Origin of the sequence: Streptomyces sp. SDr-06 (assembly GCF_003324565.1) — a bacterium.
Lineage (GTDB): Bacteria > Actinomycetota > Actinomycetes > Streptomycetales > Streptomycetaceae > Streptomyces.
The window spans coordinates 236,394-258,144 of the sequence record NZ_QOLA01000010.1 but is presented as its reverse complement, the minus strand read 5'-3'; the positions used below and the strand labels follow the sequence as shown (position 1 = coordinate 258,144).

The window sequence follows — 21,751 nt, the reverse complement described above, 5'->3', positions numbered from 1 at the left end:
TGGGATATCGGGTGGGCTGATCACACGGGGCTGGGGCAGGACCGGCGGGCGGACGCGTGACGACGCGGGCGGCGGGCCGGGGGAGGAGCCGTGGAAGGCCTAGCGCCACTGGAGCGCGGCAGAGCCGAGCGGGGAACGCCGACCGGGCTGCGGGACCGGGCGCCCGCTGTATGCGAACGGCGTCGCCGGTTCGGTGAGCGGGCCGAAGTCGGTCGCGGTGGTCGACAGTTCGGCGAGCGCCGCGCGCCCGGGACGGGGCAGGTCGCGCACATCCTCCGGTGCGAGGAGACCGAGTTCCTGCACCCAGTGACACACTCCGGCCAAGGTCACGCGGATCCGCCAGGAGCCGCCCTCGGTCGCGCGTCGGCGCAGGGCCGTCGCGACGGCGGCGGCCCCGAGGTAGGCGGCGAGGTAGTCATTGAGGAGGTACGTCGGCGGCAACGAGGGCCGGTCGGTCCCCTCCTCGAGGGCGAATCCGGTGGCCGAGCAGGCGAGTTGGTCGAATCCGCCGCGTTCGCCCCAGGGGCCGTCGGCGCCCCAGGCGTGGTATTCGAGGGTGATCAGTCCGGGGCGGCGCCGGATGAGTTCCTCGGGCGAGGCCCCGTGCCGGGCAAGGCCCCGGTAGGCGTGCGCGAAGACGTCCGCGTCCTGGAGCGCGTCGTAGAAGGCCGCACGGTCGTCGGCGTCGCGCAAGTCGCAGTAGGCGTTGCGCTTGCCGCCGCCGGTCATCGCGATCATCGGGATCGGGTCGGGGCGGTCGGGACGCGACAGGTGCAGCACGTCGGCGCCGAACTGGGCGAGGAGCCGCGTCGCGACGGGGCCGGCGATGACATGGGTGAGATCGAGCACCCGGACCCCCGCGAGCGCCTCGTCGGCCGCACCGATCGGCTTGAGCGGGCGGAGGGGCCCGTCACCGACGCGTTCGATCTCGACGACTGGACGCCGCGCGACATGCCGCCCGGCCGGGTGCGCGAGCCATTCGTCCCGGCTGCGCACGACGCAGGCGACTCCGCCCCGCGCGCAGATGGCCTCCTCCAGTGTGAAGGCATCCCAGTCGGCCGCGGCGTGCGCGATGCCCACCTTGTCGAGGCCGCACCTCAGCACGGAGTGGACGGCATCCCGCAGATGCGGGTAGGTGGTGATGATGAAGATCCACCGGCTGTCGCGCGTCCGGTAGAAGTCGTTGTTGCCGAGCAGTGTCGGATCGTCGAGTAGAGCGCCCAGGGGGCGCCCCGACAGCGTGGTGTGGAAGGTCGCCATCAGCTGGTCGATCGCGGCCTCGGCCCGTACCTCAACCCTTTGGTGCGGGTGGCCGCGGTGTTCGCCGACCCCCGCCGTCTGCCTGCCGAAAACACCGATCGCGGCGGACATGGCATCGGCGAGGCGGTGCACCGAGGGGACCAGGGGGTCGGCCCCGACCACGGTGATGTCCTCGCTCGCCCGGACCGGATCGGGTTCGCCGAGCGTGTGCAGCAGTTGGGAGACGACCTCGCCGGTAGGGGTGGGTCGGGTCGTGGTCAGCGGGTTCGAAGTCATGCCGGGATGCTCGTCCCCACAGTGGCGTGAGCGCCCGGATTCACGGATATCCGTGAACTGATGCGGACCTCAGCCCCGACTGCTTTGAATGTGCGCGAGGAGTCGGGCCGCCGCCCGGTCGAGGTGTGGCCGCTCGGAGCGCCCGCGACGCCGGTGCATCAGAGCGAGGGCCCCCGTGACGACGGGACCGTCAGTGATGGGGATGGCGAGCGCGCTGACTTCGGGGTCGGCCAGTCCCTCGCTGCGGCTGATGCGCGAGGCGCGGATCGTCGGCAGAGCGCGGCGGAACTCGGCGACTGCCTCGGGGTCGTGGCGGGCGAGTTCGTCGAGGAGTCCGCGACGCTCCGTCTCGTCGGTGAAGGCCAGCAGCAGACGGCCAGCGGCGGTACGCAGCAGGGGTCGCGCGAAGTGCCCGTCGGCGAGAGGCACCAGGCGGGGAATCTCGTCCTCGCCGCCGCGCGCGAGGTAGACGGCGTCGAGCCCGACCCGCACCGTGAGCAGTACGGGGGTACCCGCGACGCGGCTCAGTTCGTCGAGTTCGGCCTGACTGATCCGCGGCACGACCTGGCCGGCGATGAGGTTGAGCACGTGCGGAGCGGGCCCGAGCCGGAAGCGCCGGTGCTGTTCCAGCAGGAATCCGGTGGAGACAAGGCCGTTGACCAGGTCCTGCACCGAACTCGCCGGCGCCTCCAGGGTCCGCGCCAACTCCGCCACGGTCACCCCATCCGGCGCCCGTGCGGCGACCTCCAGGATCCACGCGACCCGGTCCACCGTACGGTGACGCCGCCGCTGGCCCTGCTCACGCATCCCGTCCCACCTTGTCCTTCTCGTCCTTTCGCCGCCGGCGACGAGACAGGACTCGTCTGGCCCGGGTCAACGCCCCTGACGTGACCTGTCGGACACGCGCTGGTCGGCCTCGGGGGCTCGTCGCCCGAACCGCCACAGCACCTCGACCGTCCGTCCGATGAACGCCACGGCTGCCGCGACGCCCGCGGCGGTGACGAACCCGCTCTTCGTCGAGCCGGACACCAGCCCATACATCACCGGTAGAACGAACAGGAGGAATGTGGCTCCCGCGTACAGCGTTGCGGAGAACAGCGCGAAGACCGTCTCGGCGGTCATCGCGTCCCGCTCGGCCTGTGTCCTGCGTGTGCGTGTGGTGGTCATGGCATCCGCTCCCGCCCCGGTGCGTGTTGTGCCCGAGCGTAGGGCACAGAGGGGTCCATGACGAAGCGCTCGTCTCACCATGGAGCCCATATCCCGCACAACGGTTGGCGTCAGCCGGGCGGCGCCAGACCGTCCTGAGCTGCCTCGACGCCGTGGGGGACTGCGTGTTGAGCGGAGCCGACCAAGGCCGGTGCCGCGACGACAGCACCCTTCGCGAGGTCAGTCCCGCCGGGCAAGAAGGGTTCCGAGGACTTCCGCGAGCGCGGAGGTCGGCTCGGCCGCGCAGGAGTGGTGGCGCCAGGCGACGAAGCCGTCCGGGCGGACCAGCACGGCACCGTGGGTGTCGATGCCGTGCGCCTTCTCACCCTCGGCGACGTCGATGTCCACACCGAGGACGTAGCACCGGATGTCCACGCCCATCGCCGTGCCGAGATCCTTCGCGGCCCCGGCCCACGCGGAGCCGTCGCGGCCCGTGAGCAGGACGAGGGTTTCGCCGTACAGGTCGAGGGTGGAGCCGCCTTCCGAGGTCGCCAGGTGCGGTGCCCGCGTGCCGGGTTGGGCGCGCAGGTCGACGGCAGGGATGGGGTCGCTCTCGTGATTTCCGGGTACAGCCGCCGAGGCATACCTAAATCCCGTGGTCACCGCCGAGTAGTCGAGTAGCTCTACTTGCGCGCCGCCGGCCATCCTGTCCCCGAAGCGCGCGAAGGCCTGCTCCATGGCGAGCGTTCCGTACGGGCGACGCTCCGCGTCGTAGGTGTCGAGCAACCCCGGGCCGGCTCGTCCGTCGAGGACGGCGGCGAGCTTCCAGGCCAGATTGTGGCTGTCCTGGATTCCGGTGCTTCCGCCGAAGCCGCCCGTGGGGGGCTGGGTGCGCGCGGCGTCCCCGGCCAGGAAGATCCGACCGGATCGGTAGGCGCGCGCGACGTGGGCGCCGATCGGGAATCCGAGCACGGTGATGCCGGTGCCGGGGATCTGGGGCGCCAAGGAGACTTCGATCCCCTCCAGCCCGGAGGCGTCCCGCACCATCGCCGCCACGCGCTCGCCGGTGAAGTCCGCCACCGACTCGCTCCGCGGGTCATAGCCGGTGCCGAACAGCCAGCGCGAGCCCGAGTCGTCGTACGGCATCATCGTGCTGAACGGGCGCGGCCTCTGGAGGTAGACGATCCCGATGTCGCGGCCGCGGACGGCTGCCGAGAGGTCCGCGTGCACGAGCGCGGAGATCGTGTGGAACAGCACCCCCGGCCCGTCGGTCTCGATCCCCAGCGACGCGCGGATCCCGCTCTTCGATCCGTCGGCCGCGATGGCGTAGTCCGCGCGGATCGCTGCCTCGTGGCCGCTCGCGCGGTCCCGGACGGTCGCGGTGACGCCGTCCGAGTCCTGGGTGAGGGAGCGGACTTCGGTGAAGTAGCGGATGTCGGCGCCGAGTTCGCGGGCCCGGCTGCGCAGCAGGGCTTCGAGCCGGTCCTGGTCTATCGCCGCGTAGGTGGAGGTCCCATAGGAGCGCGGATCGACGACCGACTCGGTAGGGGCCTCCTGCACCGGCTGGTACTCGTCCGCCAGCGTGCGCGCCCGCAGCATCGCGAAGGCGTGCCCTTCGCTGCGGAGGCTTTCTTTCCGGATCGCGGGGCCGAGTCCGAACTGACGGAGCACCTCGACGGTCCGTGGCGTGATCCCGCGCAGTCTCGGGTGGGTGAGCAGGTCGGGATGACGCTCCAGCACCGTGACCCGCACGCCCCTGTGGGCGAGGAAGACAGCAGCGCTCAGCCCGGTGAGGGCGCCTCCGACGACGACTACTCGAGTCTCCTGGCAGTCCATGACGCCAGAGTCATCCGGCTGAATGAATTTGTCAAACAGGTGGATGATTGAGTTGCCCGGCTGGATGGCAGAATCTCTGCTGTGACCCCCGAGAAGAACTCCACGAGCGCACGGCGGTCGGCGCGGCGAGCGCCGACCGGGCACGAGCGGCAGCGCGATCCCGAGCGCACCAAGGCCTTGATCCTCGACGCCGCGACTGAGGAGTTCTCCGCCAAGGGCTTCGCCGGGGCCCGGGTGTCCGCGATCGCCGCGCGCGCCGGGGTGAACCAGCAGCTCATCACGTACTACTTCGACGGCAAGGAAGGCCTGTACCGGGAGATCGGCCGCCGGTGGCGGGCCTATGAAGCCGAGGCGTTCCCCGACGACATGGACGGCGCCGAGATGATCAAGCACTACGTGCGGGTGAGCGTCGACCCTCGCCTGGGCGGCCGTCTCCTCGCCTGGGAGGGCCTTGCCGACACGGGCGTTGACGACGAGAACGCGGCCGAGCGCAACGCCCGGCTGCACGAGGAGGTCGAGGCGATCCGTGAGCGCCAGCGGGCCGGTGAACTCGACGACCGGCTCGACCCGGCTGCGCTGCTGCTCATCGAGATGAGCGCGGCCAATGCACTGGCCGTCTACCCACAGCTGGCCCGCGCCCTGTTCGGCGCCGACGCGAGCTCGCCCGAGGTCGTCGAGCGCTACGCCGAGCAACTCGCCCAGCTGATCGGCCGCCTCGGTGACGGCGGGCCCAGTGGGACTGGCTGAAATCCGGAGGTGAAGGCTCTGCGCAGCGGAGGCCGGGCATCGGGGCGGGCCCGCACGGATGAACGGCAGCCTGCCGTGGTGCCGAGCCGTCGATGAAGATCAGCGCGAGGATGGCATACCAGCTCAGATCGCGCTCCGATGAGTTTTCCGCCGCGCGCCGGTCTGTGCAGGTGAGACCTACTCGCGGAAGGCGGGCGCCATGCGGAAACTGATCTACGGCATGAACGTGACCCTGGACGGCTACATCGCCGCACCCGGCGACGACATCGGCTGGAGCGCGCCCAGTGACGAGCTGTTCCAGTTCTGGTCCGACCAGTTGCCGGCGACCGACCTGTCGCTCTACGGGGGCAAGCTGTGGCAGACGATGAGTTCCTACTGGCCGACCGGCGACCAGCAGCCCCACGCCACCCCGGCGGAGAGGGAGTTCGCGCGCCGCTGGCGGGCCATGGCGAAGGTGGTGTTCTCCTCGACGATCGACAAGGTCGACTGGAACACCCGCCTGGTCACCGGCGACGCGGTCGCCGAGATCACTCGCCTCAAGGCGGAGGACGGCGGCCCGATGGCCATCGGCGGCGCGACACTCGCCGGGGCGGCCATGCGGGCCGGGCTGATTGACGAGTACGTCCTGGCCACCGCGCCGGTCCTGGTGGGCGGCGGCACGCCGTTCTTCACCGTGCTGGACAGCTGGGTGAACCTGAACCTGGTGGAGACGCGGACGCTTCCCTGCGGCGTGCTCCTGACCAGGTACGAGACGAGGCGCTGAGGCCGATCACGGCAGAGGGGGCGTGGAGGTCGGTCAGCGGGCGCTACCGAGGTCACGGTCGGCGTCGCTGCCCTGGAGCATGAGGGTGGTTTCCTCGATGCGGCGGAAGCGGCCCTCGGGAGTGAGGGTGGCGAAGACATAGACCTCCATGGCGACCGTGCTGCCGTCGTTCTTGGTGATGTGGCAGGTGTGCCGGTCGGCGTACTTGTCGCCGTCGTACAACTCCTCGTGCACGTCCACGTGGCCGTCGGAGACCATGCCCCGCAGGTGACCGATGTGATCGAGGAACTCGGAGCGGGTGGCCCATGCGCCGTCCGCGCGCTGGCGGTAGTCGGGCGCGAAGTGCCGGTCGGCGGCCTCGTCGAGCGTGATGTCGCGGTTGAAGAGCAGGTCGTTGAGGGCGGCTTCCATGCCGGTGCGTGTCATCGGAGTTCCCTGGGGTTGGTTGGCGGTCCTGGAGGACCGGGTGTGGTGGATGCGGGGGAGGGGCCGCACGTCAGGAACCCTCCCTGACCGGCTGGCGGTCGATGCAGGCCGGATTGGAGAGCGGTTCCTCCGACTGCTGCCCGCCCTTGATGTGTACCTGCGCGCCGGTCCTGATCGCGTCGTAAACCGGCTTGCCCGATGCGGGCGCGACTCCGACAGCTCCCAGAATGCGATCCTCGCCGACGGCGGGGAGGTCGGAGGCGGTCAGCTCGAACAGCAGTAGCCGCTGCTGGTGGTTGTGGTCGGTGAAGGTGACGGCCCAGTTCCGGGAGCCCGCCCGTCCGACGCCGATCGCGTTGGGGGCGAGGTTGACCACGGGGTATTTCGCTGTGACCGTGACCGCCCGCTCGCCGATGGAGCACTGGGGAGTCGGCGCACCGATACGGAAACTGCGGCCGTCGACGGCCAGGGTGTGTGCGTCGAGGTCGATCAGTATCTGTTGCACGGGCGTGGGGGGCCCGACAGTCGAGGAAGGCGGCGGCGGTGCGGGCGAGCGGAGCACGCCGGACGCGAGGGTGACGCCGGCCGCCGCCAGCACCGAGGTGGAGACAAGCACGCGCCGGCCACGGCGGCGGCGTACCGCGCGGCCTCTGACCTGCGCTCCGGCGGTCGGGGCCGGGGTCGCGCCGTGCACTGCCAAGGCGTGGAGCCGATCGGAGAGCTCTGTCTCGGTCAGGGTGTGCGACCACGGGCGCTCAGACACGGGTTTCCTCCGTCGGATGGGATTCCTCGCTCGTCAGGTGGCCGGCGAGCGCTGAACGGCCGCGTGACAGTCGGGCCTTGATCGTGCCGGTGGCTGCGCCGGTCTCCGCTGCTATCTGTTCGACGCTCAGATCGCACAGGTGGTGCAGCACGATCGCGGTCCGCTGGGCCTCGGGAAGATGGCGCAGGGCCGCGACCAACGCCACGTGATCGGGGCTCGGTTCGGGCACGGGCCGTGTCGCCGTGTCACCCCGGACCAGGTCCCACCAGTGCCGCGCCCGCCGCCACCGGCTCATGGCCAGGCGATGAGCGACCGTGCGCAGCCAGGCCTCGGGAGCCTGGTCGCCGGACAGGACCGAGGCACGACGGTCCCAGGCCCGCACGAAGGCCTCCTGCACCACGTCCTGAGCCTCGGCGTGGTCGCCCGTCAGGGCGTACAACTGGCCGACCAGACGCGGATAGGCAGCCGTGTAGAAGACGTCGAACTCGTCCTCGGTCACCTTGTCGTGCTCTCCTCTTACGGCTGCGGGCGCGGGGTATGCGGTGGCGGGGCGAGCCTCACGCGGTCGTGGTCTCCCCGGCGGCGCTCTGCGCCAGCCACTGCTCCCAGGTCAGGTTCCAGTCGCCGTAACCGTTGCCGGTCGCGACGATGTCCTTCTTGCCGCCGGTGACGGTGACGACGTCGCCGACCCGGATCTGGTCGTAGAACCTCCGGGCGGTCCCGTCGGTGGCCAGCCCGACACAGCCGTGGGTGACGTTGTGGCGTCCCGCCTCCGTGTCCGCGCGCTCATTCTGATGCACGTACGTCCCCGATTCGGTCAGGTGGACGGCCCAGAAGTAGTGGCCGTTGTAGGCGTCGCCGAGGCCGACGGTGCGGGAGTCCATGTGCACCTTGGGTGCCTTGTCCATGACGACCATCGTGCCGTTCCAGGTGTCCAGGCCCGGCCGTCCCGTGGTGACCGGGATGCGCGTTGTCCTGCCCTCGGTGCGAACCGTCATCGTGTGCGCGTCCACGTCGACCGAGGCGATCAGGGACCGGCCTATGGTGAACTGGCGCGTCCCCTGGGAGCCGACATGGAGTGTGACCTTGGTGCCGGGCTGCCAGTAGGTGGCCCTGGGACGGAAGTCGACGCGCTGGCCGTCGCGCAGGTTCTGGTCCTTCACCCAGCTCCAGGCGCCCGCCGTGCTCGTCGACGTCCGCACCCGCAGCAGGCTCTCCACGGCCTTGCGGTCGGCGGCCGGTACCGGCTCGGGAAAGGTGACTGATATCGGCATGCCCACACCGACCGTCTGCCCATCGGCGATGTTCACCTCGGCCTTGGCGAGCGCGGCGGGCTCGGGCGTCGATGAGGCCTTCGGTGCCTGCGACGCCGCGCCTGCGGCGCCGCCGTCCTTGGCGTTCGCCGGGGCCGCGGAAGCCCGGGAGCCTGGTGCCCCGTCAGCCGCGCGCCCGTCGGAGCCCGCCGAGCAGCCCACGACCGGGAGCAGGACGAGACACACCGTGACGGCGGCGCCGATCCGGCCGCCGGATCGGCCGACAGAACGGTCCTGATACATGAAGTCCCCCCATGTGAAGCGCGATCTCGCCTCCTATACGCGTGGGGGAGCAGCACGGTTGCACCCGATCCGAATCTTTCTGCGAGCCTCGCGCGTTCCTCGGCCGCGTCGCCCGCCGGGAGGATCGGGTGCAACGTCCACGACCGGGGACGAACATCCGGTGCGAGACCCCTGTCCGACAGGCTCTTGACCCCGCCGATGACCTGCTCGAACGTGAACTTCGCCCATTCCGTACGACGACGGACGCCGCCACGGCACAGCCAACCCCGTCCCCGGTGCTGCCGGGTGTGGCGGAGGGGGGAGACCGGATCAGCCCACCGCGAGGGAGAACGGGCCGGCCAGCACCGAGTAGCCGTCATTGGCCAGGTAGTACGCGTCGTAGCTGCCCGGCCCGCTCAGCTTGCCGGTGGAGAAGGTCGCCGCACCGCTGGAGTCGGGTGCGTATGCCCAGGCCAGGGACGACTGCTGGCCGGGGGTCACACCGGCCGGATAGATGCCGATCCAGTTCTTCGCGCTCGCCTGCGCGGCCGAGGGCACCGAGTACCGCAGGGTGACGTTGCCGCCGTACGCGACCGAGTTCAGGTCGCCGGTGAGCGTCGGCGTCGTCCCGGTGGTCGGTGCGAAGGCCGTGTTGAGGGGCGTTGCGTAGGTGTCATTGGCAGTCAGGCCGGGCAGCCCGAGGGCTGCTTCGATGGTGCGGGCGATGCCGTAGTGATCGTAGTGGGCGGGGCTCGTGGTGGCTGCCGCGACGGTGCCCTGGGAACCCACGAGCGTGGTCACGATGTGGTTGTACGCCTCGTTGTTGCTCTCGTCCCAGGTCAGGATGAGCAGCGAGCGCTGCTGGGTCCAGGCGGGGGAGGTGAGGACCGAGGCAAGGGTCTGCTTCAACCAGCCGTCCTGGGTCTTGAGGCTGGTGGCGTTGCCGTTGCCGGAGGCCTCGCCGTCGTAGTAGTCGTCGGCGGCGATCCAGGAGAAGTTCGGGGTGGTCGAAGCCGATCCGAGGTCGGTGGTCAGCTGCGTGGTGTCGAAGAGGTGCGCGGCACAGCGAGAGGCGTTGCCACTGACGTCGGTGTAGTTGATGAACGGCGCGTCGTCGGGCTGGTAGTAACTGTCATTGTTGTTCTTGGTGTTGCAGGGCGTGCCCATTCCCTGTTCATAGGCCTTCCAGCTCTTGCCCGCGGCCTCCAGGGAATCGCCCAGGTGGCGTTGGGGCGAGTTGATGTTGGGCCAGTAGGTGGCGCCCTTGGTGTAGGTGTCGCCGCCGGCGACGGCGAGGTAGTTCTCGTCGCTGGGGTGGTAGACGCCGTGGAAGTCGGTGAACGTCGCACCCTGATCCATGAGGCTGTGCATGTAAGGCGTGTCGGCCGGATCGTTCATGATCGCGGAGTAGTCGGTGTTCTCCATCATGACCATGAACACGTGGTCGTAGCCCGGCACTTTCGACACGGGAGGGGTGAGCGGGCCCGGCGAAGTGACCGGTGTGTTCAGGGTGAGGGAGAGGTTGTCGAGGTAGCCGGCCTCGTGCGACGTCGACAGGAACTGCACCTCGACCTGGATCGAGCGGGTACCGGCAGGTACCGGGCCGGCGGCGCTGCGGGCGAGGAACGCGGTAGTGAGGGCCCGGTCGGAGGGGGAGACCGCGGGCAGCTTGGCGATGCCGCCCAGCGGGCGGCCGTTCGCGTCCTTGAAGTGCAGGCTCACGGCGGCGTACCCGCTGTAGGTGGTCCAGCCGCCGAGCCAGCCGGAGAGGTTGTAGCTCACCCCGCCGCCGTCCACCGCGGCGGTTGCCGAGGAGACGTCGACGGTCTGCGACATCGAACCGTCTCCGAAGTTGCCTGGCCCGAAGAAGGCCTTACCCGGAGCATGGCCGTCGCTGGGCAGCCCGAACGAACCGGCGGTGTGGCACATCACGTTCACCCCGCCGGCCTGGGTGGTCCAGCCGGGCACCGTCGTGGCCGCCGCCCAGTCCTCAGTGCAGTAACCCCCGGCCTCCGCATCGCCGTTGACGATGAGGTTGCCGCTGCCCGCGGCTGCGTGAGCCGGTGGAGGGGAGAAGATCAGCAAGCTGAGGAGGGCGAGCACCCAGCTGAACAGTCTTCGGCGCAAGTGCATATGTGTACCTCGTCCCGTGTGGAGGTGTGGCGCGGGCCGTTCGGCCCGGCCGTGCACGATGAACGGGACATGGATACCGATCTCCGCCGTCAGGCGGAAGAACCAAGTCCAAACTTGGTTGGACAAGTTGGCATGGTGCTGGTCATGGCGGCTCTGGCGGGAATCCGTGCGAGGCTTCGCGGGACGTTCCGTCGCCGGTCGTGGCCGACGTGCGGTATCAGGACCCCGCCGACCGGCGGGGTGTGGTGGGGCAGGCGCGGGCCGCTGCTCCGGGTGCCGCGCGCACCTGCGCGCGTCGCGGTCTCACGCGCCGGAGCCGTCCTCCTCCATGGTCATGCGAGCCACGTGCAGCGCCAGATAGGAGACCTCGTCCTCGCTCAGCTGCTGTCCCAGACGCAGCTCGACGATCGTCGCGAGCCTCTGCGCGGTGTGGGTCGCCTCCGGGTAGTGCTGGCGGATGCCCTTGCCGATGGTGGACTCGTGGCCCTTGAGCTGGCGGTGCTGCTGGATCCGCACGAAGAGGTAGCGCACGTGGGTGATGAACCGTGCCGCGCTGACCGACTCCTGGGAGACGTCCAGACCGTGCTGCTTGCCCACGACGGCGAGCAGCTGCTGGATGACCCCGGTCATCGTGTACGTGAAGGACAGGTCGCCCGACGCGAAGCCGGCGTTGACCAGGTGCAGCGCCAGCGCGGTCGCCTCGGAGGCGTCCAGTTTCGGGTCCACGCGCTCGTTGATGGCCGCCAGCAGACGCTGCGCCTGCGCGTACTCGGCCGCGTACAAGGTCTGGGCTTCGGCACGCAGCGGGTACTCGACGACGATGCCTCGCCTGGCCCGGTCCAACGCGCCGGCGACGTGGTCGGCGACGGCGATGGCCAGGGTGGGGCGGGTGGACTCGCGCCCCTCGATGCCGACCTCGTCGAGGGCGATGACGACGGCCCGCAGGACGTCCTCGCCGATGAGGGCGAAGGCTTCGGCCAGGTGATCGGGGTCGCGGCCGTCGGCCGGCACGAAGACGCGCACGACCAGCGCGGGGTCGACCGGCTTGCCCTGGCGGGAGCTGAAGCCGATGCCACGCCCGGTGAGGATGACTTCCTGGCCCTTCTCGTCGCGCGCCAGGACCACGTTGTTGTTGAGTACGCGTAGTGCCTCCACCGGCCCCTCCTTCCTTCTGTCCGTGGCCCGATTCCTGTCCGATGATCCCGTACCGTCGGCCGTGCGTGCCAACCGCCGCCGCGGCCGACGCGGGACGCGCGCCCCGCGAAGGGGGCGCGCGTCGGACCGGGGGCGGCTCCTTACCGCTGTACGGTCACCACGGGCTCACCGGCAGCGACCTTCCGCCCCGTGTGCGGTGTGACCGAGGCGAGGTCGGCGGTGTTGGTGACGGTCATGAGAGTGACGGTCGGGTGCTGCGCGGCGCGCACGGCGTCGAGGTCGACCTCGACGAGCAGGTCGCCGGTGGAGACCTGCTGACCGGATGCGACGCGCACGTCGAAGCCCTCGCCCTTCATCTGCACCGTGTCGATGCCGACGTGGACGAGCACCTCGATGCCGTCCGCGGTGCGGATGCCGAACGCGTGGCCGGTGTCGACGACCGTGACCAGCTCGCCGTCGACCGGGGCGACGATGCGCCCGTCAGCCGGCTCGATGCCCACGCCCTCGCCGAGCGCACGGGAGGCGAAGACCGGGTCGCCGACCTCGTCAAGCCCGACCACCTGACCCGCGACCGGCGCCGCGAGCTCGACGTTCCCCGCCTCGGGGGCACCCGCGGCGGCCCGGGCGGAGACACCGGCGGCAGTGGTGGTGCCGACAGCGACGAGCTCGCGCTCCTCGGCCCGCACCTGCGCGCCGTCCACAGCCGTCGCTGCCGTCGCGTCCGCACCGCCCGCGGCGGCCTCGGCCGCGTCCCGCTGGGCGTTGACCTCGGCACGCTGCTCAGGGGTGCGGAAGTCGGAGAAGTACACGAGTGCCATCGAGGTGAAGAAGGCCGCCGCGACGGCGATGCCGTACGTGGGCATCGGAGTGAAGACCGGGATGGTCAGCAGGGAGGTGAAGGCGAACGCCTTCGTGTCCACGCCACCCAGGACGCCCACGAGCACGCCTCCCACCAGGCAGCCGACGAGCATACGCGGGTAGATCCGCTTGAAGCGCAGGTGAATGCCGTACAGGGACGGCTCGGAGATGCCGCCGAACAGGCCTGCGGCCAGGGCGCCGGTGGCGGTCTGGCGCATCTCCTTCTCGCGGTGGCGGATGGAGAGCAGCAGCACACCGGCGGTCGCGCCGAAGCAGGCGAAGTTCCAGGCGCCCATCGGGCCCTGGATGAAGTCGTAGCCCAGGGTGTTGATGTTCACCAGCATGAGGGCGTTGAGCGGCCAGTGCAGGCCCAGCGGCACCAGGAACGGGTAGATCAGCGGGATCATGATCGCGAAGACGATCGGGGCGTTGCCGTTCAGCCAGGAGAGCCCCTCGCCGAGACCGTTGCCGGCCCAGATGCCCAGGGGGCCGATGAGGAACGCGGTCACCGGGATCATGATCAGCATGCTGAAGAACGGCACGAAGACCATGTGCATGCTCTCGGGGAAGACGCGCTGCAGGCCCTTGTAGACCAGGGCGAGCAGGGCGACCATCAGCAGCGGCACGAAGACCTGGCCGCCGTAGTCGTTGAGCTGCATCGGCAGCCCGAAGACGTGGGCCACGCACTCCTGGGTGCCCAGCGTCGCGTTGGTGGTGCAGCTGACACCGGGGATCCCGGACTTCGGGTTGAGCATGCCCGTGAAGTTCGGCGTCATCACCGCGGCCATCACGGCGGCGCCCACCCACGGGTCGATCCGCAGCTTCTTGGACGCGTTGTAGGCGACCATGAGCGGAAGGAAGTACAGCACCGAGCGCCACATGGCGTCGACGAACACCCAGGTGGCGGACTTGTCGGCGGCACGGAAGTCGACGACGCCGAGAGCGTCGAGGACGGACGCGATCGCGATGATCAGCGAGGAGCCGAGCAGTACGCCCATGATCGGGCGGAACGAGTCGGAGAGGTACTCGAAGAAGTTGTCGAGCCAGGCGTAGCGCCCGCGCCCCTTGGCGCGGATCGCGTTCTTGACGTCGGCGTCTGACTGGGGCCGGGGCGTGCCGCCGGCGCTCATCGACGGCAGGTTCATGATCTTGGAGTAGACGCCCGCGACGGCCCCGCCGATCACGATCTGGAAGCGGTCACCGGACTGCGGGACGGTTCCCATGATTCCGTCCAGTGCATCGAGCGCCGCCTGGTCGGCCTTCGACCCGTCGTGGAGCTGGAAGCGCAGCCGCGTCGCACAATGCGTGAGGCTTTCGATGTTCTCAGGGCCGCCCACGCCGCGGAGGATTGCCTCCGCCAGCGCATCGGTTCCCTGCTCGGGTGTACTCATGATGCTTCCTCGCATCCTCGGGTGCTTGCCGTCCTGCATCGGTTCGTGATCTCTCCCGCCCGGGCCGGGGCAACAAAAAAGGCCCGGGACGCGCCAACGGCGCTTCCCAGGCCTTGCCTCGCCTCACGACGACGGCGACGTCATCGGGGGAGTAACAACCCTGTGATCGGGATCGATCGGGCGCAACCTTAACTCGCCGTTATGTGGACCGCAACCCTGGTTCCGTGACGGTCGACATACGGCTGCCCCTCCTCGCCAGACCGGCGTGGCGAGGATCAGGATGTCGGCACCGAGTACCGCGGCCCGGATCTCGGGCCACTCGTCGCCCTCGCCCCTGTCTGTCTTCACGCCGGGCAGCACGTGGTGGTCGGCGATCCGGAGGATGTCGCGCCGGACGGGCTTCGCGACCAGCGGCCAGCGGGCATCGGTCTTGATCTGGCCAGGCGGGCCACGCGCACGGTGACCGGGGCGCTTACCCCGGTGGCTCTGTCGGACGTGCTGCGGTTCGGGTGCACGACGCCGGCCGGGCACGCGAACCATTGAGCGCTGCTCCGCAGGGATGCCGCGTCAGGCGGGGTCCTCGCTGTGACGTTCGGCGTGGCTCCTCCAAGCCCTCTCGCACAGTTCGTCGCTCAGCAGCACGTCCGCGGCGGTGCACGCCAGCGCGCCGGTCGCCGCGATGAGTACGTCGCGGGCCCGCGGGGAGGCCGCCGCAGCGGCGAACTCGGGGGTGTGATCGGACCCGCCGTCCGTGATCGCGACGAAAGGATGGATGGCGGGTACGCGTGTGCTGACGTTGCCGATGTCCGACGACCCCAGATAGACACCCGGGGCGGGCGGCGTCAGCTCGATCCCCGCCCGGGACAGGTGCTCGGTGAAGCGCTCCGACAGTACGTCGCTGTTGCGGAAGTGCTCGTAGCGGAGTGTGGCGCGTTCCACTTCTGTCGTCGTCGCCGTGGCGAGGGCGACGCCGTCCGCGCAGGTGCGTATCTGCGCGACCAGCGTCTCCAACGACCGGGTCGTGACCGCGCGCAGGCCGAACAGCCCCTCCGCACGGCCCGGCACGATGTTGGTGGCCGTGCCTCCGTCGGTGATGATGCCCTGGACGTGGGAGCCTTCCGGCAGCCGCCGACCGAGCACGGTGAGCACGTTGAACAGCTCGATCAGTGCCGCGAGTGCGTCGATCGCCTCGGTCGGACTGCCGGTGGGATGCGCGGCTCGGCCGTGGAAGACGACTCGGTACTGCACCTGTGCGGTCAGCGGCGCCCGCGTCCAGTCGTGGACACCTGGGTGGAACATCAGCGCGGCGTCGACGCCGTTGAATACGCCCGCCTCCACCTCCAGAACCTTCCCGCCGCCTCCCTCCTCCGCCGGGGTCCCGACTGCCATCACACACCCGGACGAGCCGCCGAGCACGGTGCGGAGCGCGAGGGCCGCTCCCAGACCGGCAGCGGCGATGAGGTGGTGACCGCAGGCGTGACCGAGACCAGGAAGAGCGTCGTACTCCAGCAACAGCGCTACGGCCGGTCGGCCGTGACCCGAGCGGGCGGTGAACGCGGTCGGCATGCCGGCCACCCCTCGCTCCACCATGAATCCGGCCTTCTCGAGCTCTCCCGTCAGCACGGCGGCGGCACGGTGCTCCTCAAAGGCGTACTCGGGGTCGGCATGCAGGCCGAGCGCGGTCTGCCACAGCGTGTCGGCCCGTGCGGCCACCTCGGCGCGCAGCCTGTCGTGAACCTCGTCCTGAAAGGCGCGGGACACCTGGCCTCCTCGGCGTAGGGCAAGGGAAGGGGATCGGCGAGCGGAGGTGTGCAGAGCAGCGAGTGCCACGGTCCGGGCACCCCCACACTCTTCGGGAACGTCCTTCGCCGACCACCCCACCACCCGGGGACCGGCTCTCTCCCCAGCCAGCTCATGGCTTGCGACGGCGCGTGGGGCGCATGGGTTTGCCGAAGCGCGCCCACGGGCACCTGGAGAGCCCTGCACGGGTAGCCCGTGCAGTGTTTCCCCATCGGACATACGGAACCGCGAGGTAGTCATGAACGGCGACGACATGGCGGACGACGTCTACCAGCCCACGGACGGCAACGAGGAGCAGGAAGACGCGGCTCCCCTCGATCTTCAGGACGCCGTTGACGAGCGCACGTACGACGACATCCTCGACGAGGGGTATTCGCCGCCGGAGAAGCCGCTGGGTGTGACGAAGAGTGGCGTCACGGCGGCGGAGCAGCGCGCGGGTGAGTCCCTGGACGAGCGATTGAAGCAGGAGGTTCCGGACCAGGAGCAGCCTGTGGGCGACGACGTGGGCGACCTGCCCGGCGGGGAGGGTGAGCCGGTCGATGCGGAGGCCGGTTCGGATCGCGCCGGACGCCTGGTGGCGCCGAAGGACCTGAACGGTCGGGACGACGGCCGGGCACTCGTTGCCTTCGACGCGGGCGTCGACGGGGGTGCTGCGGGCGCCGAGGAGGCCGCTGTCCACGTCGTTCCCGAGGAGCAGGTGCCGCCGAAGGGCGGGCACGCCCACTGACCCGTATCGCCGCGATTGGCGGAGCTGACAAGGGGGTTGACCTCCGGGTGGTCGGCAGGGACCTGAGCGGGTGCCGCGTCCCGTCCCGCGTGGGCGCGGATGGCGCCGGTGAACCGGGTTGGCGCGAGGCGGAGTTCGGGCCGTTGCGTTCTCGGGGTCTGCGGGTGGGGGCCCGACGGCAGGTCCCGGACGCAGCTGCGGGCCCCGTACGATCAGCAGTCGGTCCGCAGGGTGCTGTGCCGCAGCTCTGCCCGTTCCTCCTCCGCCAGGCCGCCCCAGATACCGGCCGACTGACCCGTGACGAGCGAGTACTTCAGGCACTCGCGGCTGACCGCGCAGCGGCCGCAGATGCGTTTGGCGGCTTCTCTGCCCTTGAGCGCCGGACCCGCATTCGACACGGGGAAGAACAGTTCCGGGTCCGCGTCGACGCAGGCGGCCCCGCGCATCCATCCCTGACTGGGCCGCAGCCACTCCATGCGGCGGTGGGTGCCCCTGAGCGTCGCGGCCAAACCGGCGCCCGTGTGCGGGAGACGGGCCGGGTTCGCCACATCGACTGTGCGAGGGAGGGCACTCGTACCGGCACGAAGTGACACGTCTTGAGTGAGGTGATCTCGTGTCTGGTCCCGCCCCGTACGGGGAGTATCCCTCTCACGGCCCGGCCGCCTACCCGGAGCGCGGTCCGGCGGCCCCGACGCCACCGGTTGCCGCGGGGAGGCTGTGGGCGACCGGCGCGGCGACGGCCGTGGTGGCGGCTCTCGCAGCCGTCGTGGTCACGCTGCTGATGCGCGGCGTGCTGGACGTGCCGGTGTTCGCCCCGCGCAGGGCGGGAGTGTGGGGGGATGCCACCACGGGCTATCTGGCGGCCTGTGCCGTGGGCGCGGCGCTGGTGGCCACCGGGCTGCTGCACCTGCTGCTCGTCACCGTCGCCCGGCCCCGCGCCTTCTTTGTCTGGATCGCCGCTCTGGTGACCGTCGTCTTCGTGCTCATGCCCTTCACCACCAGCCTGAGCACGGCCACGCAACTGGCCAGCGCTGCCGTCTTCCTCGTCATTGGAGCCGTCATCACCGGTCTGCTGTCCGCCGTCTCCACCAGCGTCGGTTCCGCACGGCCCCACGCAAGCTGAGTGGTTCGCGTCTGCTGTGCGGGATCAAGATGCCGGAACGTTCGGCGGCGTTCCGGCGCCGCACTCCCAGTTTGTGAGAAGGGCTCGCGGTGCCGGGTGGGGAGCCGAGCACCCCTGAACCGCCGTCGTCACGCCCGGCGGTGGCCTCCGTGCAGCAGGCGGTCCATCTGCTCGGCGGCCCGCACCGATGCGTCGCCGCAGCAGTTGTTGAACAGCACGTGGACCTGTTCCACCCGCCCGGCAAGGTCCCTCAACCGAGGCAGCCACGTGGCGAGTTCCTCGTCGTGGTACGCGTGCCGGAAGCGGTCCTCCTTGCTTCCCCGCCCCCATGACGTGCTGCGTCCGTGGAACCGCACGACGGCCAAGCGGGACGTCGTGACAGGCGTGACGGGCGGCAGGGAGGAAGGCAGCCCCTGAGCCATGTCGACGCCGACGGCGGCCATGCCGAGGTCCGCGAGCCGGGACCACGTAGACGCTGCCTGCCGCGTGCGCCACCAGTCGGGATGCCGGAACTCCACGGCGATCGGCCAGCCGGCCGTGCGTCGCGCGGTCTGCTCAAGGAGCCGCTCGGCCCGGGCTCCGGGCCGAAGCCACGGCGGGAACTGGAAGAGTACGCTGCCCAGCCGCCCGGCCTTCCGTAACGGTCCGACTCCCTCGGCGAACCGCGACCACACGTCGTCGAGTACCCCGGCGTCCTGTGCGTCGGGCGGGAGCCCGTCCGGCATGACGGCCTCGCGCGTGGGATGCCCGGTCAGCAACGAGAACGCCTTTACGTCAAAGGTGAATCCGTCCGGTGTGCGTTCCGCCCACATCTGGCTGACGCGCTCTTGAGGCAGGGCGTAGTACGACGCGTCGGCCTCGACGACCGGAAACCGACCGGCGTAGTACCGCAGCCGTCCTTCGGCATCCCGCTGGCCGGACGGATACCAGCCGCTGCGCAGCAGCGCGGGGTCGGTCCAGGAGCAGGTGCCCACGAGAATGTCTCCCATAGGAGACCGGTACCCACGGAAAACGACCTTGCGCGCTGGTTCCGTGCCGGGGAAGCAGGCCCTTGTACGGCGGTCGCAAGAGTCTGCCGCGAGCACGACTGCGCCGCGAGCGGCCGGAGTTGCCGCGTCTGTCAGGCGAGCTGCCGCGCACCCTTCCGCCCGCCGCCGTGTTGCCGGGCGGCAGGACGGAAGGGAGGGACTAGATGACGCCCTGGGCGAGCATGGCGTCGGCGACGCGTTCGAAGCCTGCGATGTTGGCGCCGGTCACATAGTTTCCGGGGGCGTCGTAGCGCTCGGCTGTCTCGTGGGCGACGGCGTGGATGGACTGCATGATGCCCGCGAGTTCGTCCTCCACCCGCTCACGGCTCCAGGAGACCCGGCCTGCGTTCTGGGCCATCTCCAGGGCGCTGACGGCGACCCCGCCCGCGTTGGCGGCCTTGCCGGGGCCGAAGGCGACACCCGCTTCCTGGAAGAGGTCCACGGCCTCGGGGGTGGTGGGCATGTTGGCGCCCTCGGAGACCGCCTTGACGCCGCTCGCGATGAGCGTGCGCGCGTCTTCGGCGTTCAGCTCGTTCTGCGTGGCGGACGGGAAGGCCACGTCGGCCGGTGTCTCCCAGACGCGGCCTCCGCGCACGAAGCGGGCCGAGGCGCCGCGCCGGGCGGCGTACTCGCTGATGCGGCCCCGCTCCACTTCCTTGATCTGCTTGAGCAGGGCCAGGTCGATGCCCTTGTCGTCGACGACGTAGCCGGAGGAGTCCGAAGCCGTCAGCGGGTTGGCGCCCAGCTGCTGGAGCTTCTCGATGGTGTACAGAGCCACGTTGCCCGAGCCGGACACGACCGCGCTGAGCCCGTCGAGGGACTCGCCGCGCACCTTCAGCATTTCCGCGGCGAACAGCACGGAGCCGTAGCCGGTGGCTTCGGGACGGATCACGGAACCGCCCCAGCCCTGGCCCTTGCCGGTCAGGACACCGGCCTCCCAGCGGTTGGTGATGCGGCGGTACTGCCCGAACAGGTAGCCGATCTCGCGGCCACCGACGCCGATGTCCCCGGCCGGCACGTCGGTGTGCTCGCCGATGTGCCGGGACAGCTCGGTCATGAACGACTGGCAGAAGCGCATGACCTCGGCGTCAGACCTGCCGTGCGGGTCGAAGTCGCTGCCACCCTTGCCGCCGCCGATACCGAGCCCCGTCAGGGCGTTCTTGAAAATCTGCTCGAAACCGAGGAACTTCACGACGCCGATGTCCACCGACGGGTGAAAGCGCAGACCGCCCTTGTAGGGGCCGAGCGCGCTGTTGAACTCCACCCGGTAGCCACGGTTGACGTGGACCCGGCCGCGGTCATCGGTCCACGGCACCCGGAAGATGATCTGCCGTTCCGGCTCCAGGAGCCGTTCGACGAGCCCGGGCTCGGCGTACTGGGGGCGGGCAGTCAGGACAGGGCCCAGGGTGTCCAGGACTTCTCGCACGGCCTGATGGAACTCGGGCTGTCCGGGATTGCGGCGCTCGATCTCTGCCCGCAGTGCGTCCAGTCTGTCCTTGGGGTCGGTCACGATCGGTTTCCTTTCCGACGGTTGTTCCGGCGGGCGTGCGGGCCCAGATCACAGTGCCACACCCTGTCCCAGGCGACGCGGCCGGTCCACCCTTTGGGAGCGGGGCCCACAAGGGGCCACTGCGCGAGGCGAGTTGGACGGGAGAAGAGGCCCATGGCCAGTCGCTCAGGGTCGGCCTGCCCCGACCCGGCGGGTGCCGCGGCGTCCTCGCGGTGCGGTTTCCGCCGTCACCCAGGCCGGCGCTCGGTCTGGTTGACGGCTGAGGGCGACGACGGTTTCGCCTGCGGCAACGGCCGGTGCCCGAGCTGCGCGCCCGAAGCCGGGTCCGCCCGCCCCGCTCGGTCCGGCTGGCCTCGTCGCCGTACCGCCGAAAGACTCGGCGGCCGTCGCCTCGGCGGGCCGCGATGGCAACCACCGAAGGGCAAGTCCAAGTGGCAGGCCTTCGAGACGGGCCGTCACGCGCAGGCGTGGCGGGCGGGTGACGGCGTACGTGTCCTTCCCAGGGCCAGTCCTGGACCCCGCAACCTTGAACCACACCACCGAGTGCTTGGCCTCGGTACCGCTCGGCGGGTCTGGGACTGGTCATGGTGTGGGCTCGAGGTTCAGCGCGCGTCCCAGGGCGGTGGTGACGGTGGTGGCGTGGGTCGGCAGGTGTTGTTCGGCCCAGCTTGCGGCGAGGCGGAGGAAGTCCTGCAAGTCCCGCTGGGCTCCGGCAACGAGTGTGCGGACCTGGGCTACTGGCAGTTCGATCGTCGGGCTGTCTTCATTCCCGTAGGAGTCGTGGATCAACCGGACGGTGTCGCCGACGCGTTCGGCCATCGAGGACGGGTCGTGGCCGAAGGCGCAGCTGCCGGTGCCATCGAGCACTTCAAGCCAGTCCCGCCAGGTCTCCAGGCCGTTGCAGCAACCCGGCTCGACGAAGATGATTCCCGTGGCATCGTCGCTCACCCGGAACCCGCCGGAGGCGAACAGGTCGGGCAGGGTGAGCAGCCCGTGCAGGAACGTGCCGAGCGGGTCGGTCGGGTGCGGCCCGTGCTCCTCCTCCGGCTCGGAGGCGTTGCAGTCGGCGATCCGCATCACGGCCGTGCCCACCTCCGCCACCGTCCGTTCTCCGTCCAGGACGAGGTACCCGTAAGACTCGGGCTCGTCAGTGGGCCAGAGGTCAAAGTCGTCGGCAGGGAAGATCTCCAGAACGGGTTGCATCACGATCACCCGGTGATGATGCCGGACCGGTTGCCGCGCTGTCATGGGATTCCGCTGCGGTGTCGGGCAGT

The 21,751-nt window shown here is 70.2% G+C and carries 20 protein-coding genes; 4 read left to right on the top strand and 16 right to left on the bottom strand.

Annotated features, from left to right (window positions below; genetic code table 11):
• Nucleotides 1-99: 99 nt before the first annotated feature.
• The 4 genes from DT019_RS21855 to DT019_RS21840 all read right to left on the bottom strand — a co-directional run bounded on the left by DT019_RS21855 (nucleotide 100) and on the right by DT019_RS21840 (nucleotide 4,518).
• Nucleotides 100-1,536: a CoA transferase gene (locus DT019_RS21855; RefSeq protein ID WP_114038565.1), complete on the bottom strand. Its 1,437-nt coding sequence runs from the start codon at nucleotides 1,534-1,536 to the stop codon at nucleotides 100-102.
• 69 nt (nucleotides 1,537-1,605) lie between these two features.
• The gene (locus DT019_RS21850) at nucleotides 1,606-2,343 is read right to left on the bottom strand and encodes a helix-turn-helix domain-containing protein (protein WP_114038564.1); all 738 of its coding nucleotides are present in this window, start codon (nucleotides 2,341-2,343) and stop codon (nucleotides 1,606-1,608) included.
• 66 nt (nucleotides 2,344-2,409) lie between these two features.
• On the bottom strand, nucleotides 2,410-2,703 hold the full coding sequence (locus tag DT019_RS21845; RefSeq protein ID WP_114038563.1) for a DUF6332 family protein: 294 nt from the start codon (nucleotides 2,701-2,703) through the stop codon (nucleotides 2,410-2,412).
• Between the two features lie 219 nt (nucleotides 2,704-2,922).
• The gene (locus DT019_RS21840) at nucleotides 2,923-4,518 is read right to left on the bottom strand and encodes an FAD-dependent oxidoreductase (protein WP_114038562.1); all 1,596 of its coding nucleotides are present in this window, start codon (nucleotides 4,516-4,518) and stop codon (nucleotides 2,923-2,925) included.
• A gap of 81 nt (nucleotides 4,519-4,599) precedes the next feature.
• Here DT019_RS21840 and DT019_RS21835 point away from each other — a divergent pair, with 81 nt between their 5' ends.
• Both DT019_RS21835 and DT019_RS21830 read left to right on the top strand, forming a co-directional pair.
• On the top strand, nucleotides 4,600-5,265 hold the full coding sequence (locus DT019_RS21835; protein ID WP_189389813.1) for a TetR/AcrR family transcriptional regulator: 666 nt from the start codon (nucleotides 4,600-4,602) through the stop codon (nucleotides 5,263-5,265).
• A gap of 199 nt (nucleotides 5,266-5,464) precedes the next feature.
• Nucleotides 5,465-6,028: a dihydrofolate reductase family protein gene (locus DT019_RS21830; protein ID WP_114038560.1), complete on the top strand. Its 564-nt coding sequence runs from the start codon at nucleotides 5,465-5,467 to the stop codon at nucleotides 6,026-6,028.
• Between the two features lie 33 nt (nucleotides 6,029-6,061).
• Here the strand turns inward: DT019_RS21830 and DT019_RS21825 are convergent, their stop codons facing one another.
• The 8 genes from DT019_RS21825 to DT019_RS21785 form a co-directional block, all read right to left on the bottom strand.
• The gene (locus tag DT019_RS21825) at nucleotides 6,062-6,454 is read right to left on the bottom strand and encodes a nuclear transport factor 2 family protein (RefSeq protein WP_114038559.1); all 393 of its coding nucleotides are present in this window, start codon (nucleotides 6,452-6,454) and stop codon (nucleotides 6,062-6,064) included.
• A 70-nt stretch (nucleotides 6,455-6,524) separates the two neighbouring features.
• Nucleotides 6,525-7,217 carry a hypothetical protein gene (locus DT019_RS21820; protein ID WP_114038558.1) on the bottom strand — a complete coding sequence of 231 codons (693 nt, stop codon included), beginning with the start codon at nucleotides 7,215-7,217 and terminating at the stop codon, nucleotides 6,525-6,527.
• Nucleotides 7,210-7,716 carry a SigE family RNA polymerase sigma factor gene (locus tag DT019_RS21815; RefSeq protein WP_114038557.1) on the bottom strand — a complete coding sequence of 169 codons (507 nt, stop codon included), beginning with the start codon at nucleotides 7,714-7,716 and terminating at the stop codon, nucleotides 7,210-7,212. Before DT019_RS21815 ends, DT019_RS21820 begins: the two co-directional genes overlap by 8 nt.
• A gap of 58 nt (nucleotides 7,717-7,774) precedes the next feature.
• Nucleotides 7,775-8,773 carry a L,D-transpeptidase gene (locus tag DT019_RS21810; RefSeq protein ID WP_114038556.1) on the bottom strand — a complete coding sequence of 333 codons (999 nt, stop codon included), beginning with the start codon at nucleotides 8,771-8,773 and terminating at the stop codon, nucleotides 7,775-7,777.
• A 309-nt stretch (nucleotides 8,774-9,082) separates the two neighbouring features.
• On the bottom strand, nucleotides 9,083-10,879 hold the full coding sequence (locus DT019_RS21805; protein WP_147267341.1) for an alkaline phosphatase family protein: 1,797 nt from the start codon (nucleotides 10,877-10,879) through the stop codon (nucleotides 9,083-9,085).
• 309 nt (nucleotides 10,880-11,188) lie between these two features.
• Nucleotides 11,189-12,040, bottom strand: coding sequence for a PRD domain-containing protein (locus tag DT019_RS21800; RefSeq protein WP_114038554.1), 852 nt, complete (start codon nucleotides 12,038-12,040; stop codon nucleotides 11,189-11,191).
• Between the two features lie 140 nt (nucleotides 12,041-12,180).
• Nucleotides 12,181-14,289, bottom strand: coding sequence for a glucose PTS transporter subunit IIA (locus DT019_RS21795; protein ID WP_114038553.1), 2,109 nt, complete (start codon nucleotides 14,287-14,289; stop codon nucleotides 12,181-12,183).
• 567 nt (nucleotides 14,290-14,856) lie between these two features.
• The gene (locus DT019_RS21785; protein WP_114038551.1) at nucleotides 14,857-16,050 is read right to left on the bottom strand and encodes an amidohydrolase; all 1,194 of its coding nucleotides are present in this window, start codon (nucleotides 16,048-16,050) and stop codon (nucleotides 14,857-14,859) included.
• Nucleotides 16,051-16,327: 277 nt separating this feature from the next.
• Here DT019_RS21785 and DT019_RS21780 point away from each other — a divergent pair, with 277 nt between their 5' ends.
• On the top strand, nucleotides 16,328-16,816 hold the full coding sequence (locus DT019_RS21780; RefSeq protein WP_114038550.1) for a DUF5709 domain-containing protein: 489 nt from the start codon (nucleotides 16,328-16,330) through the stop codon (nucleotides 16,814-16,816).
• A gap of 212 nt (nucleotides 16,817-17,028) precedes the next feature.
• On the opposite strand, the gene DT019_RS21775 is transcribed toward DT019_RS21780, so the two are convergent.
• On the bottom strand, nucleotides 17,029-17,292 hold the full coding sequence (locus DT019_RS21775) for a WhiB family transcriptional regulator (protein WP_317617788.1): 264 nt from the start codon (nucleotides 17,290-17,292) through the stop codon (nucleotides 17,029-17,031).
• A 137-nt stretch (nucleotides 17,293-17,429) separates the two neighbouring features.
• On the opposite strand from DT019_RS21775, the gene DT019_RS21770 reads away from it, so the two are divergent.
• Nucleotides 17,430-17,939 carry a DUF6069 family protein gene (locus DT019_RS21770; protein WP_114038548.1) on the top strand — a complete coding sequence of 170 codons (510 nt, stop codon included), beginning with the start codon at nucleotides 17,430-17,432 and terminating at the stop codon, nucleotides 17,937-17,939.
• Between the two features lie 128 nt (nucleotides 17,940-18,067).
• Here the strand turns inward: DT019_RS21770 and DT019_RS21765 are convergent, their stop codons facing one another.
• The 3 genes from DT019_RS21765 to DT019_RS21755 all read right to left on the bottom strand — a co-directional run bounded on the left by DT019_RS21765 (nucleotide 18,068) and on the right by DT019_RS21755 (nucleotide 21,680).
• Nucleotides 18,068-18,928, bottom strand: a complete 861-nt coding sequence (locus tag DT019_RS21765) for a DUF72 domain-containing protein (RefSeq protein ID WP_114038547.1) — start codon at nucleotides 18,926-18,928, stop codon at nucleotides 18,068-18,070.
• Nucleotides 18,929-19,127: 199 nt separating this feature from the next.
• Entirely contained in the window at nucleotides 19,128-20,477 is a 1,350-nt protein-coding gene (gene gdhA / locus DT019_RS21760; RefSeq protein WP_189389810.1) for an NADP-specific glutamate dehydrogenase, read from the bottom strand.
• A 582-nt stretch (nucleotides 20,478-21,059) separates the two neighbouring features.
• Nucleotides 21,060-21,680 (bottom strand): hypothetical protein, encoded by a 621-nt coding sequence (locus tag DT019_RS21755; RefSeq protein ID WP_114038584.1) that lies wholly within the window; start codon nucleotides 21,678-21,680, stop codon nucleotides 21,060-21,062.
• Nucleotides 21,681-21,751: the final 71 nt, after the last annotated feature.